This is a genomic window from Pseudomonas sp. OIL-1 (assembly GCF_010669185.1).
Lineage (GTDB): Bacteria > Pseudomonadota > Gammaproteobacteria > Pseudomonadales > Pseudomonadaceae > Halopseudomonas > Halopseudomonas profundi.
Genome location: NZ_CP048629.1, coordinates 3,311,377 through 3,325,511 on the forward strand (window position 1 = coordinate 3,311,377; position 14,135 = coordinate 3,325,511).

Below are 14,135 nucleotides of genomic sequence, written 5' to 3' on the forward strand. Positions count from 1 at the left end.
CGGATGAAGCGAATCATTAGCTGAAGCCGACCACAGCATGTGGCACATAAGGCGCTTCGAGCTGAGTGATTTCTTCCTCTGTTAGCTCTAATTCCAGCGCGGCGACCGCATCCTCAAGATGGTGAGGCTTGGAGGCTCCTATGATTGGAGCTGTGACTTCGGCCTTCTGTGCCACCCACGCCAGTGCCACTTGCGCCCGCGGTACGCCCCGCGCCTCGGCAACTCGAGCTACCGCTTCGACGACCTGGCGATCGGCATCCTCGGCTGCGCCATAAAGCGTGCGACCGAAGGCATCGGTATCGCTACGCTCGCTGGTTGCGTCCCAATCGCGGGTCAGGCGGCCGCGAGCGAGCGGGCTCCACGGAATCACGCCAATGCCTTCGGCGGCGCAAAGCGGTAGCATCTCGCGCTCTTCTTCGCGATTGAGCAGGTTGACGTGGTTCTGCATGCTAACGAAGCGAGTCCAGCCGTGACGCTCGGCGGTATATAACGCCTTGGCGAATTGCCAGGCGTACATCGACGAGGCGCCGATGTAACGCGCTTTGCCAGCCTTGACAACATCATGCAGTGCCTCAAGCGTTTCTTCGATTGGCGTGGCATAGTCCCAGCGATGGATCTGGTACAAGTCGACATAGTCGGTGCCCAGGCGCTGCAGGCTTTCGTCGATGGCGTTGAAAATGGCCTTGCGCGATAGTCCGCCGACGTTGGGCTTGTTGCGCAGCGGCATGTACACCTTGGTCGCCAGCACTACTTCGTCCCGGCGCGCAAAATCCTTCAACGCGCGCCCGACGATTTCTTCGCTGGTTCCATCGGAATAGGCGTTAGCCGTGTCGAAGAAGTTGATTCCCTGCTCCAGCCCCTGCTGGATCAACGGCCGGCTTTGCGCTTCGTCCAAGGTCCATGGATGAGTGCCGCGCTCGGGCACGCCATAGGTCATGCAGCCCAAACAAAGCCGTGAGACCTTCAGTCCGGTTCGTCCAAGATTGATGTAGTCCATTCGGCCTCCCTTAGTTCAGCTCTGCCGGATCGGGGCCGATGCGCTGGCCACGGTCGAGGGAAGCGATTTGCGCCAGGTCATCAGCTTCGAGCGCAAAATCGAAGAGATCGAAGTTTTCGCGCATACGCTCAGTGTGGACCGACTTCGGGAAGATCACGAAATCGTTATCGAGGTGCCAGCGCAGCACGACCTGCGCCGCGGTCTTGCCATGCTTGTCAGCCAGCGCCTTGATCAGCGGGTCGGCAAGGATATCCCCGCCACGCGCTAGCGGGCTCCAGGCCTCAGTGACAATCCCCTTGGTTGCATGATAGCGGCACAGTTCCGGCTGTTGCAGGTACGGGTGCAACTCGATCTGGTTGACTACCGAAACCTCGCCGGTCTCGCTGATCAGCAGCTCGAGATCCTGCACACGGAAGTTCGATACGCCGATCGAGGTCACCCGGCCCTCGTCGCGCAGGCGTATGAACGCCTTCCAGGTGTCGACGAAGTCGCCCCGTTGTGGACAGGGCCAATGGATCAGATAAAGATCGAGCCTGTCGAGCTGCAGCTTGGCCATACTCTCATCGAAGGCCCGCAAGGTGCTGTCGTAACCCTGCTGGTCGTTCCACAACTTGGTGGTAATGAACAGCTGTTCGCGCGGCAGACCGGCGCTGGCGATCGCGTCGCCCACGCCCTGCTCGTTCTTGTAAATCGCTGCGGTATCCACGTGCCGGTAGCCGATATCGAAGGCATCGAGCACAGCCTGCCGGGTCTGTTCCGGCGGGATCTGGAACACGCCGAGGCCGAGCTGGGGGATTTCGTGGCCATTTCCGAAGGCGATGGTGGGGATTGTCATTCAGGACCCTCATGTTAGAACAGATAGTGCGGCAACCAGGCGGCGACGCGACGCGACGAAACCAGCCGACGAGCGACCCGCGTCGGCAATCAGTCTGAGAGCGTCGGATAATCCGTATAGCCGCGCTCATCGCCGCCATAGAACGAGCTCGCATCCCACTCGTTAAGCGCAGCGCCTTGCCGGATCCGCTCCGGAAGATCGGGATTGGATATGAACGGTCGACCAAAAGATGCCAGATCACATTGTCCCGCTTCGATACGCTGACGTGCCTCATCACCGGTGTAGTGGCCATTACCGATGTAGGGCCCTTTGAAATTTTGGCGGATGGCATCGATGACCGCCTGGGGCCGCCCTTGCTCCAGGTTGCCCTGGAACGAGTCCTCCACCACTTCTATGTAAGCGATGCCTGCCTCATTGAGACGCTTGGCAAGCGCGCCGTAGGTTGCAACAGGGTCGGCGTCGCGCATGGCATTGGCGCTGCCGGTGGGACTAACTCGAATACCGGTACGCTCAGCGCCCCATACCCCAACGACCGCTTCGACTACCATCATGGGGAAACGCAGGCGGTTCTCTACCGAACCCCCGTATGCATCGGTGCGCTGGTTACTCTCGCTGCGCAGAAACTGGTCCAGCAGGTAGCCGTTGGCTGCATGGATCTCCACTCCATCGAAGCCCGCGCGCTTGGCATTTTCGGCGCCGAGACGGAACTGCTCGACAATACCTGGAATTTCTTCCTCGCTGAGTGCGCGGGGCTCGGGGATATCGACCATCCCGGATTCAGCGCTGATGTATGTCTGGGCGCCCTCGGGCTTGATGGCCGACGGTGCCACCGGCTTCTCGCCATTAGGTTGCAGCGAAGGATGAGAAATTCGGCCAACATGCCACAGCTGCAAATGGATTCGCCCTCCCGCCTCGTGCACCGCGCTGGTGACTTTGCGCCACCCTTCAACCTGAGCGTCCGAATGAATCCCGGGGGTGAAGGCGTACCCCTTTCCTTGCGGTGAGACCTGAGTCGCCTCGGCGATGATGAGACCCGCCCCGGCGCGCTGCCGGTAGTACTCAGCGTTGAGGTCGTTTGGCACGTCGCCTGGCTGAGAAGAGCGCGACCGAGTCAATGGCGCCATGACAATTCGGTTGGGCAGGGTCAGGTCGCCGAGCTGGAAAGTACTAAACAGGATGTCGTTTCGTTCGGCCATGGGATGCTTCCTCGGTAGCGGTTTCTCGAAAAGGAGATGAAGCCCGGTGTATCGAACCTGACACGGCAGCCGGACCTCGAGTTTCATCTGGGTGACGAATGCCATGCCTCGCCCGTTGTTGGCTCTGCGGCAACAGGTTCATCAGAAGCCTTCCAGCACGATCTTCCCTTTCGCCTTCCCGCTTTCCAGCAGTGCATGGGCACGAAGAAGATTAGCCGCACCGATTCGCCCGAAATTCTCGCCAACGGTCGTGCGCAGGACGCCTGCATCGATCTGCCGCGCTACCTCGTTCAGAATGTTGTGCTGCGCCTGCATATCTTCGGTCTCGTACAAGGACCGCGTGTACATCAGCTCCCAGTGCAGCGACAGGCTCTTACGCTTCAGGGGCAGCGCGTCCAGAGTCTCCGGGTCATCTATCAGGCCCAGCCTGCCCTGGGGCTTGAGCGACTCGACGATCTGCTCGTAATGCCGGTCGGTCTGGGTGAGGCTTGCAACGTAGCTGACCTCGCCGACACCGATGCGCTTGAGCTCTTCGCTGAGCGGCTTGCTGTGGTCGATCACATGGTGTGCGCCAAGCTCGGTGACCCAGGCCTGGGTTTCGGGCCGGGACGCGGTGCCGACAATGGTCAACCCGGTCAGCTGTCTGGCCAGCTGCGTTAGGATCGAACCCGCCCCTCCCGCAGCGCCGATGATCAGCAGCGTTTGGCCTCGGTCAGTGGTATCCCGCGCGACACCCAGACGATCGAACAGCAGCTCCCAGGCGGTCAGAGACGTCAGCGGCATTGCGGCAGCCTGGGCGAAATTCAGGGACTCGGGCATGAAACCGGCGATGCGTTCATCGACCAGTTGCAGCTCGCTGTTGCTGCCGGGGCGGATCAACGACCCGGCGTACCAGACCTTGTCGCCCGGCTTGAATGATGTGACGTCCGACCCGACTGCTTTGACTACGCCAGCTGCGTCCCAGCCAAGAATCCGCGGCTGGCTTTCGTCTTCATGCGGTACGTAGCCCTGCCGCACCTTGGTGTCGACGGGATTGACCGATACGGCTTTGACTTCCACGAGCAGGTCGCGCGCGCCTGGCGACGGTTCAGGGACGTCAATTTCCACCAGGGCGTCTGGATGATCAACAGGCAAGCATTTGAAGTGTGCGATGGCTTTCATCTGGCGTTCCTCAAGAGAGACGGTACATTTTGGTGATGGAGAATTTTTCGGCGGCGTGTTCGATGGCTGGCAGAGCCGCCTGGAAATGCGCCGTCGCTTCATGTGCGTTCAGCGCAGCTTCGTCTCGCCACTGCTCGATCATGTGGAAGGTGCGCGACTGCTCGGCATCACGGTGAAAGTCGTACTGAATGCAGGCTTCCTCCGCTCGACTGGGGCCTTGCAGGCCTCGCAGCGTTTGCTCCAATTCGGTTTCGAAGCCGTCCTTGGCGACCAGCGTGGCGACCAACGTCAGAGGGGTTGTCATGAAAGCTCCTGTTTAGCTAGATAATGTGAAAGCGCTACTCGACCGACCCGGGGCCAAACGTCGGTCTGGCGAATGGTCGAGTGCGCAACTCAAAGGATGACGACCAGTTTCCCTACCTGAGCGTTGGACTCCATATAGCGGTGGGCCTCGGCCATATCCTCGAACGCAAAGGTACGATCGATCACCGGCCGCAGTTTCCCCGAAGCGAGCCCCTCGTTTATGAAGGCCTTCGCCCGCTCCAGCTTCGCGTCGTCTCCAGTGATCTCGAACAACTGATAGCCCTTCAGCGTCAGATGTTTGCCGAGCAGGTCCATGACCGAGACGGGGATGTCGCGGCTATCCAGCGCACCGTACTGGAAAAAGATGCCATGGTTGGCCAGCACCTTGAGGATCTGCGCTACTTCCGGTCCGCCAACCGGGTCGAAGGCCATGCGGGCGCCCTGCCCGCCAGTGATGGCCGTAACCTCCTTGACGAGATCCTGTTCCTGGGTCGCAATGACTGTCGCCGCGCCTGCCTGTAACAGGGCCTGACGCTTGTCACCAGTACGGGTTAGCGCCACAGGGGTCGCGCCCACCATGTTGGCTATCTGAATCGCAGCCAGCCCCACACTGCTGGACGCAGCACGAATCAGCACAACCTCCCCCGCCTGCAACGCGCCTAGTTCAATCAAGGCGCCGTACGCCGTCACGAACTGCATCCAGGTCGCCGCTGCCTCGGCGAACGAGAGCGCTTCAGGATGCTTCACCACGGCCCGTGCCGGTGCGTTGACCAGCTCCCCGTACAGACCGTACTCGGCAAAGGAAAAGGCCGGAACGACACTCACTGCATCGCCGACAGCGAAGTGGGTCACGCCGGGACCGACCTGTTCCACTGTGCCCGCAGCCTCATAGCCGAGCATCGCTGGAAACTGCGGTTCGATGACGTACTGTCCTGTGCGGTACATCACTTCGGCCCGGTTGATGCCGAGCGCCTTCACACGGATTTGTATCTCGCCCGAGCCGGGCGCAGGCACGTCGACCTCGTCGATCTGCAGTACTTCTGGACCACCTGTACGATGGAAGCGTATGACGCGAGACATAAAATGCCCTCTGTTGGAAGTCGTTATGTTGTCAGGCGGCGTCAGGCGAAGAGCGGAAGCACGTGCTCCCCCAGTTCCTGAATTGTGTCCTTCACTGATCGATGCGATACGCGCATGTTCAAGGCAACGTGCGAGACGCCCTGATCGCGCTGGGCCCGCCATAGATCAATAAGCGCCTTGCGCCCGCCGCGGACGCCTTGCTCCCAATTCAGCGGCGCATTTGGATCGCTATCCAGTTCGAAAAACGTGCCATAGCCGTACGGCTTGAATGTCTCCGGCCCGCAGGCTGACCGCCACGTCTGGATGACATTGGGCAGGCGTGCCACGTTGCTCTGATGCCAGATCCAGCCATCCAGATTCTCTGCTAGCCAGGAGATATCCTGACCGCACCGACCGACAGCCACCATCGGCAAGCGGGCGCCATGGGCTTTGGGTATGAGGTCTAGAGAACCATCCAGGGAGCCGAAGTGGCTCGACTGATAAACCGGAAATGGGTCCTTGGCAAGGACCTGAATCAACGAGCAGGCATCGCGAAAGAGCTCTGCGCGTTGTTCGAAGTCGATTCCAAAGGCGGGATATTCCGACGGCCGATCTCCAGTGGATACACCCAGCAGAAACCGACCGTTCGAGAGCTGATCGACTGACAGCGCCTGCTTGGCAACAGCAATCGGGTCGCGCAGCGGCAGAATCATCCCGGCGGTGCCGATAGCAATGCGCTGCGTGACAGCAGCAAGCCAGCCTGCGTACACCATGGGATCGTAGATCTGCGCCACATCACCGAAAGCGGGATCACGGAATGGCACATCGCGCAGCCAGAACGCTGCGAAACCCGAGTCATCCGCCTGTTTCGCCAGCGCAGCGTGCCCTTCCATCGTGGGCGTGTCGCTCAGCGGATGCCCCTCGAGCGGTGCAAGCAGTCCGAAGGTCAGCTTGTCCGGGCGGAAGACCGTGCTGAACACGCCCTCAGGTGTGTCGGTGGGGTGTGGAGCTCTAGACATAACCTACCTCTCTGCTTGAAACATCCAGTCGAACATGCCCGATGGCTGGTACCGTGGCCTTGGGGTCAACGGCTGACCCGGCGACAGCGTCAAGATCGTCTGCACCTATTCTTCAGCAGCCGCAGAGCATGATAAATGCGCAGCTGGAGACAAGACTGTTATGCTTTTACGCAACAATCTCGCCGCGGCCCGGCTCGAATCTAATAAAACCGAATACCTGAACGAGGACGTCCCGTGGAGCTGCTCCAGTCAATGCAACTTTTCGTCCGATTAGCCGAATTGGGCAGTTTCACCCGTGCGGCAGACGCCATGCGCGTCGGACGTCCTCAAGTCACGCGAGCGATTCAGGAGCTGGAGGCCTCCTTGGGCGTACGCCTGTTTCAACGCACGACCCGCAAGGTGCGGCTGACCAATGAAGGGGAGCGGTTCTACGAACGAGCAAAGCAGATTCTCGGCGACGTCGCTGAGGCGACGTCCATGTTCGGCCACCCAGACGCAAGCATGCGAGGGCGGCTACGCGTCGACATTCCTACCGCATTCGCGCGACCGGGGCTCATCGCGAGCTTGCGGGAATTTACCACCTGCTATCCGGATATCGAGCTGACGCTCGGCGTGACGGACAGGACTGTCGATCTCGTAGCAGAAGGCGTGGACTGCGTATTGCGCATTGGCGAGCTGCCCGATTCCAGTCTCGTAGCCCGACGAATCGGTCGAGCGATCATGATCACTTGCGCTTCACCACGCTATTTGAAGGAACACGGCGAGCCGGTGAACCTCGACGACCTGCGTGCACACGGCGGAGTAACGTTTTTATCAGGGCAAAACAAGCGGTCGCTGCCCTGGCAGTTTCTCAATGAAGGTAGCGAGCAAACATACGTGAGCAGCTACGGCATCAGCGTCAACGAGTCAAATGCTTATGTTGAATGCGGTGTGGCCGGGTTCGGCATTCTCCAGGCACCTGGCATCACACTTGACCGCTATCTCGCAGACGGGTCGTTGATCGAAGTGCTACGACCTTATCGTCCTCGCCCTCGGCCGGTCTCAATACTGTATCCCAGCAGGTCCCATCTGGCGCCGCAGGTACACGCCTTCATCGACTGGGTAAGCGAGCAGTTTCCGGTGCTCTATACTGGCTGGCTGGAAGACTGAGCGGTCTGGCCAATTTAAAACATCGTTCTGGCTAGGGGACCGCGCCCTTCCCTGCCTCGGCTGATCGAGCTCCAACGCGTCGCGGAGCGGATGCGCAGGCCAAGACGCAGCGAGACAAGTATCGCTTCGAGCCCAGTATTGTTTTTGCAGACTGAGGCAGCAGCTAACGGCCAAAAAAGCGGTCGCTCGGCTATGGCCGCGTTCGACCACGGATTCAACTGGTGAACGCAGCATACTAAAACCTGCGTAACCCGGGGGAGTGTTGCAGACGATGCGCTGCGCGACGTTTCAGAAGCCCCTACCCCACCTGACCTACCTCATCAGGCGTACTTTGGGTTCGCCAGGCCCAGCCGAAGACGAATAGTCCGGCGGCTGCCGTCGCCGCCCCGACGTAACCAGTGGCGGTCCAGCCCAGGCCGGCGCTGACGGCCAGTCCCCCCAACCAGGGTCCGAGAGCATTGGAGAGGTTGAAAGCGGCGTGATTCGAAGCCGCTGCGAGTGTCTGGGCACCCATCGCCACGTCCATCAGGTGGGTCTGCAGGGCCGGTGCCAGCGCAATCATGGTTCCCACGAAGAACGCTGCCAATAGCATGCTCCAGAGCGACTGCGCCGCCAGCGGAAACGCCAACAGGACAACCGTACTCCAGATCAGGATCAAGGCCACCGCTCTAAATTGGAAGCGATCGAACAGCCAGCCACCGGCGAGGTTGCCGACGATGCCGCCGAAACCGAAAGCGATGAGAGCCACGGGAATCCAGCCGGGATCGGCGTCGGTCACTTCCAACAGAGTCGGTGCCAGATAGCTGAAAACGCAGAACATTCCGGCGAAGCCGATCGAACCAATGCCTAGAGCCAGCCAGACCTGGGGGCGGTTAAAGGCTCTGATCTCCCGGCGTGGATCGCTGCGTTCCTCCTGACGGTCGAGCGGCATGAAACGTGCCACCAACGCCATCGTAAGCACGGCAATAATCCCGACAGCTGTGAAGGCATGCCGCCAATCGATCAGTTGCCCAAGCCAAGTTGCCAATGGATTGCCTATCAGCAACGCGATGGTGAGCCCCATCATCACCCTGCTCACCGCTTTGGCACGCTGGTTCGGAGGTGCCATCGTGGCCGCCGCCAGCATCGCCACACCAAAGTAGGCGCCGTGGGGCAATCCAGCGATGAACCGAAACAGTATGAGCGAGCCGTAACCCGGCGCCATAGCGCTGGCAAAATTTCCGGCGGCGAAGAAGCCCATCAGCAGCACCAGCAAATGCTTACGGAGCAGCCGGGCGCCGAGCACTGCCAAGACCGGTGCGCCCACTACCACGCCGAGCGCGTAGGCGCTGATCAAATGCCCGACCTGCGGCTCGCTGATGCCTAGGTCGTGCGCGACGTTGGGCATGAGGCCCATAATGGCGAACTCGCCAGTCCCGATGCCGAAGGCGCCCATAGCCAGAGCCAGTTCGATCATCAGGATTGCTCTGGGCGATAGTGATCCTGCGTCTGCTGTGGCGTTATCCGCCATGTTTAACCTCAAATATGGATAAAAAAGGAAAAGACCACTGCCTGTCCGCCGCAGGAGGCTGCTTAGCCCATGCGGCCGATATCGAAACAACATCTCAAGGCTTTCGAGCGAGGCGACAGTAGCTCTGTATGTACCCTGTCGGAGCGACAGGGCAATTCTTCGGAGTCTTGGCAAGCTGCGCCAAGATCGTAACGAGGCGACATTTTAACGGCATTCGCGGCGGGCCTGATAGTCCGGCTCGGGATTTCAAGCTGTACCCGGCGTTGGCCGCTCGGGCCGACAGCTTGCGCGTTTACCCTTTGTCGCTGCACCGACGGTGCCGGGCTGGGACTCGTCACAGGTTGGATATGCGTATGGTGCCGAGAGGAGGTAGTTATGCGAGGTTCGCGTCAAACAGGCCGCTGTGGACAACCCCGATATTCTGAAAACTATCGATGCTGCTGGTGTCTTTATCATGGAACGTGAAATTGGCGAAAGCATGAATGCCACGGGAGGCGTCGCCTTCGCGAGCCGTAAGCTGCTGCCGACCCATTACCCACCAACCACTTTTACCGCTGCGTGACTTGAACGCCAGTCCGGTCACCCCGTGCGGGCGGCTATTTATATCCTGGTATACATCGCCGGCGCTCGCACTGCTGTGGTAATAGCCCAGCCGATATTCGCCAGGTAACGCCTGGACAGATACCGCCGGCTTCAGATCAGCTCGACCGGAACCAGGACTCCCTTAGCGCCACTGCCGCTTAGCTTAAAGCCGTTACCTGTCTCCAGATTCGAGGGGTTCTGCTCTAACACCCCGATTTGAAAGGCCCACTGCTTATCAAAGTTGTATTTGATACGCGCCGCCCACTGGCTGACGGGACCGCTGTACCAGACATCCCCCGCCACGTTACCAATGGGCGCAGCACAGAACGCCAGGCTCTGAAAGTCACAGGGAAAGCTGTTGAAGTCCTCGTTCACCCCCATGCGCCCGATCTTCAGATCGAGTGCGTTATTGAAAAACGCCTGGCGGTACCACATCTGCGTGAGGCGCCATGTTTGCCCGCGGCCCCAGACCTCTTGCACTGAGCTGAGCTGCCCGGTCAGAGGATCACCGATGCGATCGTTTGACAGGTTCTTGCCAACGTTCGGTCACTAGAAGCTGAAACTCGGCAGCGTTCCAGCCAAAAAGGTTCTGCAGATCCAGATGCGTACCCAGCGCCCACTGCGAGGTGTATCTCGCCGTGCGGTCATCGTTATAGCCACCATGGAGATTGGCAGCGGCTTCACCAACATAGCCCAGGGTGAAATCCACGCCTTTTTCGAGCAGCTCGCTGCGTGTGCCACCCCAGTCGCCCGTCCCCCATCGGGACGAATCGTTTGCAGCAGATACGGGTAAGGTGACGAGTACAAAAAGGCTTAGCCATCCGCCAAGTTGCAGAAGGTTGTGCATGCCAATATTCCTTGTTTTTATATTTTGCGACACAGGGGTACCCGGACCGCAAAGACAGGGCCTTTGCGGTTTCGGTAAAAATGCGACTTAGAAAGGTCAGGCGTGGCCTGACCTCAAAGGTGCAACCGGTGTGATCAGATTCCTGCCAGACACAAATACTTGATCTCGAGGTAATCCTCGATACCGTACTTGGAGCCCTCACGGCCAACACCGGATGCTTTGATACCGCCGAAGGGCGCAGCCTCGGAGCTGATGACCCCGGTATTAACGCCGACGATGCCGTATTCCAGCGCTTCCCCTACACGGAACACCCGTCCCAGATCGGCCGCATAGAAATAGGCCGCCAAGCCGAACTCGGTGTCGTTGGCCTTGCGGATAACTTCGGCGTCATCATGGAAGCGGAACACCGGCGCCAGGGGTCCGAAAGTCTCCTCTTTCGAAACACGGGCATTGACTGGAACATCGATCAGAATCGTCGGCTGGAAGAAGTTGCCGCCCAGCTGATGCGCCGCACCACCCTTCAGAACCCGTGCGCCTTTTCCGATGGCGTCATCGATATGGTCGCGAACCTTGGCGACCGCCTTCTCGTCAATCAGCGGGCCTATGGTGGTGCCTTCGGCGAATCCATCACCGGTTTTCAACGCACCCACGGCGGCGGCCAGCTTGTCGACAAAGGCGTCGTATACCTTGTCGTGAACGTACAGACGGTTCGCGCATACACACGTCTGGCCGGCGTTACGAAATTTCGAGGCGAGGGCGCCCTCCACGGCAGCGTCGAGATCAGCATCCTCAAAGACAATAAACGGGGCATTGCCGCCGAGCTCCAGGGAGATCTTTTTGACGTCGTGGGCGCATTTTTCCATGATCGTGCGGCCGATTTCGGTGGATCCTGTGAACGATATTTTGCGCACAACAGGGTTACTGGTCAGCTCCTCGGCAATGTCAGCAGCCGACCCTGTCACAACCGACAATACACCGCCTGGAATGCCGGCTTGCATGGCAAGCTCAACCAAAGCCAACGCTGAAAACGGGGTCTGTGAGGCAGGTTTGATCACCATAGCGCAGCCCGCGGCCAACGCCGGGCCGGCCTTACGAGTGATCATTGCGCTGGGGAAGTTCCACGGCGTGATCGCGGCGCAGACTCCGACTGGCTGCTTGAGCACGAGTAAACGCTTGTCAGCCGAGCCGGGGATCACATCCCCGTAGATGCGCTTGCCCTCCTCCGCATACCACTCGATATACGATGCGGCAAACACGATTTCGCCACGCGCTTCAGCGAGCGGCTTGCCCTGTTCAAGGGTCATGATGTGCGCCAGATCATTCTGGTTCTCGATGATCAGCTCGTACCAGCGGCGGAGCTTGGTGGCACGTTCTTTCGCTGTAAGGGCACGCCAAGCAGGCAGGGCACGGTCGGCGGCCTCGATGGCGCGCCGGGTTTCTGCTCCGCCCATACGTGGGACATGACCAATCACCGCATGGGTGGACGGGTTCACCACTGTGATGGTCTCTGCGCTATCGGCACCAGTCCATTCGCCGTCGATAAAGGCATGTTGACGGAATAATTCAGGTTTGTTCAGGTTCACTGCATGTTCTCCATTCGTTGCGCGGCACCTTTTGGCAACCGTGCGGACACACCCGCCCCGGGGGGAGCGTGGACGGGTGCGGTGCGGCTATCTCAGCGAGGTGGCGTGCCCAATCAAGACAGGGCTTTTTGCGCGTACCTGACGGGTACGCTGAGGCTCATGAATTTGAAGCCGCGATAATCCGCGTTCTTAACCGACGTCAGCATCTCGCTGAACGGGCCCAAGCCGCCCATGTAGAAGTAGACAGAGTTGGTCTTGCCAGGGATGTTGGCACCAAAGATCCAGGAGTCGCCTTTGGCAAACAGCATCTTGTCAGCGATCTCGCGGCACGTTTCGCTCCACTGGCGTTCGCTTTCAGGATCAGGTTCTGTGCAGGCCAGCTCATTGTCTTCCATGTATTCAATCATGTCGGATACCCACTCCACCTCGGTTTCAATGGTCGGAGGCAAATTGGTGAACGGACCATTTGGACCAAGAATCATGAACATGTTGGGGAAATTGGCGGTGGCCACCGACAGGTAACTTGAAGGCCCGTCGCTCCAATGATCTTTGATACTGACATTGTTGCGGCCGCGAATATCGATGCGTTTGTAATTCCCGTCGACAGCGTCAAAACCCGTAGCAAAAACGATAACGTCCAGCTCGTGCTCCACACCGTCGGCGGTACGGATCCCCGTCGCCGTGATTTCCTCGATAGGGTTGGCCTTGACGTCAACCAGTGACACATTGGGGCGGTTGAAAGTGGCGTAATAGCCACTGTCACAGAGCGGGCGTTTCGCATAGAGATCGCGCGGCATCAGCTTGCGCGCGGTTTCCGGATCCTTGACGATTTCGCTGATCTTCTCGCGAATGAAATCCTGGGCCGCGAGGTTCGCTTGCTCGTCAATGGCGATGTCGTTGAAGGTCTGGAACATGAAGCGGAAGCCACCACCACCGTCCCAGCCACGCTGAAAAATTTTCTTACGCTCTTCTGGCGAAACGCTCATGGTAGGAATGTCGCTTTCCTCGAAGCCGAACGCCAGGCGGGATGAGCGAACCTGCTCCCAGATCGCATCATAGTTGCGCTTGATATCATCGGCGGCCTCGCGGCTCACCGGGCCATTGCCCACGGGCACGGTGTATTGCGGGGAGCGCTGGAACACGCTGAGATGGCCGACGACAGGCGCGATAGCGGTAATCACCTGGGTGCCGGTCGAGCCCGTACCGATCACCCCCACACGCTTGCCTTCCAATACGGCATCAGCGGGCCAGTTGGCAGTGTGATACGTCTGGCCCTTGAATTGATTCAGGCCCTTGATGTTAGGGATATTGGTAGCTGAAAGCAGACCAAGTGCGGTGACCAGATACTTGGCGCTGTACTGCTGACCATCATCGGTGGAAATTAACCAGCGGCTGGTTTCTTCATCAAACACTGCCGACGTGATCGCAGTCTCCAGCTGAATGTCTTCGCGCAAGTCGTGGCGATCCACCACATGATTCATGTAGGACAGGATTTGTGGTTGATCAACGTAGCGGGTATTGATATCCCACTCTTGGCACAGCTCGCGATCCCACGAGAAGCAGTAAACGAAGGTTTCGCTATCAGACAAGGCGCCCGGATAACGATTCCAGAACCAGGTGCCTCCGACGCCGGCAGCCTTGTCAAAAGCGCGAACCTTGAGGCCAAGTTCGTCGCGCAGCTTTTTCAGCATATAGATGCCGCCGAAGCCGGCACCAATGATGACTGCGTCGTAGTTGATGATTTGGGTGCCAACGGAACGTTTGGCCAGAGGTGTAGTTGTCATTGTGTTCTCCTAATTGATCATTCCGCCTGGACAGTACTTAGCGAATGGTCGCTAACAGAATCTCCAGGCAAGCCGATAGCGCCTCCCCAAGCCGCAAGCTGGGGCATCCA

General features: G+C 59.2%; 12 protein-coding genes and 1 pseudogene. 1 reads left to right on the forward strand and 12 read right to left on the reverse strand.

Features of this window, described 5'->3' with window-relative positions:
• Nucleotides 1-16: 16 nt before the first annotated feature.
• From G3M63_RS15335 to G3M63_RS15365, 7 genes are all read right to left on the reverse strand, one after another.
• A complete protein-coding gene (locus tag G3M63_RS15335; protein ID WP_150298832.1) occupies nt 17-997 on the reverse strand; it encodes an aldo/keto reductase in 981 nt (326 codons plus the stop codon).
• Nucleotides 998-1,007: 10 nt separating this feature from the next.
• A complete protein-coding gene (locus tag G3M63_RS15340; RefSeq protein WP_163983672.1) occupies nt 1,008-1,832 on the reverse strand; it encodes an aldo/keto reductase in 825 nt (274 codons plus the stop codon).
• Between the two features lie 89 nt (nt 1,833-1,921).
• Nucleotides 1,922-3,028: an alkene reductase gene (locus tag G3M63_RS15345; protein ID WP_163983673.1), complete on the reverse strand. Its 1,107-nt coding sequence runs from the start codon at nt 3,026-3,028 to the stop codon at nt 1,922-1,924.
• Nucleotides 3,029-3,169: 141 nt separating this feature from the next.
• Nucleotides 3,170-4,189 carry a zinc-binding alcohol dehydrogenase family protein gene (locus G3M63_RS15350; RefSeq protein WP_163983674.1) on the reverse strand — a complete coding sequence of 340 codons (1,020 nt, stop codon included), beginning with the start codon at nt 4,187-4,189 and terminating at the stop codon, nt 3,170-3,172.
• Nucleotides 4,190-4,199: 10 nt separating this feature from the next.
• A complete protein-coding gene (locus G3M63_RS15355; RefSeq protein WP_163983675.1) occupies nt 4,200-4,493 on the reverse strand; it encodes a putative quinol monooxygenase in 294 nt (97 codons plus the stop codon).
• Between the two features lie 89 nt (nt 4,494-4,582).
• Nucleotides 4,583-5,572 (reverse strand): zinc-dependent alcohol dehydrogenase family protein, encoded by a 990-nt coding sequence (locus G3M63_RS15360; RefSeq protein WP_163983676.1) that lies wholly within the window; start codon nt 5,570-5,572, stop codon nt 4,583-4,585.
• A 41-nt stretch (nt 5,573-5,613) separates the two neighbouring features.
• Nucleotides 5,614-6,570, reverse strand: a complete 957-nt coding sequence (locus G3M63_RS15365) for an LLM class oxidoreductase (RefSeq protein WP_163983677.1) — start codon at nt 6,568-6,570, stop codon at nt 5,614-5,616.
• Nucleotides 6,571-6,822: 252 nt separating this feature from the next.
• Here G3M63_RS15365 and G3M63_RS15370 point away from each other — a divergent pair, with 252 nt between their 5' ends.
• The gene (locus tag G3M63_RS15370; protein WP_163983678.1) at nt 6,823-7,719 is read left to right on the forward strand and encodes a LysR family transcriptional regulator; all 897 of its coding nucleotides are present in this window, start codon (nt 6,823-6,825) and stop codon (nt 7,717-7,719) included.
• 298 nt (nt 7,720-8,017) lie between these two features.
• On the opposite strand, the gene G3M63_RS15375 is transcribed toward G3M63_RS15370, so the two are convergent.
• The 5 genes and pseudogenes from G3M63_RS15375 to G3M63_RS15390 form a co-directional block, all read right to left on the reverse strand.
• Entirely contained in the window at nt 8,018-9,229 is a 1,212-nt protein-coding gene (locus G3M63_RS15375) for an MFS transporter (RefSeq protein WP_163983679.1), read from the reverse strand.
• Nucleotides 9,230-9,602: 373 nt separating this feature from the next.
• Nucleotides 9,603-9,926 (reverse strand): carbohydrate porin, encoded by a 324-nt coding sequence (locus G3M63_RS19790; protein ID WP_371923589.1) that lies wholly within the window; start codon nt 9,924-9,926, stop codon nt 9,603-9,605.
• A pseudogene (locus G3M63_RS15380) lies at nt 9,923-10,658 on the reverse strand (carbohydrate porin). The gene G3M63_RS19790 and the pseudogene G3M63_RS15380 overlap by 4 nt, the downstream one beginning before the upstream one ends.
• 134 nt (nt 10,659-10,792) lie before the next feature.
• Nucleotides 10,793-12,241: an NADP-dependent succinate-semialdehyde dehydrogenase gene (gabD, locus tag G3M63_RS15385; RefSeq protein WP_163983680.1), complete on the reverse strand. Its 1,449-nt coding sequence runs from the start codon at nt 12,239-12,241 to the stop codon at nt 10,793-10,795.
• A 113-nt stretch (nt 12,242-12,354) separates the two neighbouring features.
• Nucleotides 12,355-14,025 carry an NAD(P)/FAD-dependent oxidoreductase gene (locus tag G3M63_RS15390; protein WP_163983681.1) on the reverse strand — a complete coding sequence of 557 codons (1,671 nt, stop codon included), beginning with the start codon at nt 14,023-14,025 and terminating at the stop codon, nt 12,355-12,357.
• Nucleotides 14,026-14,135: the final 110 nt, after the last annotated feature.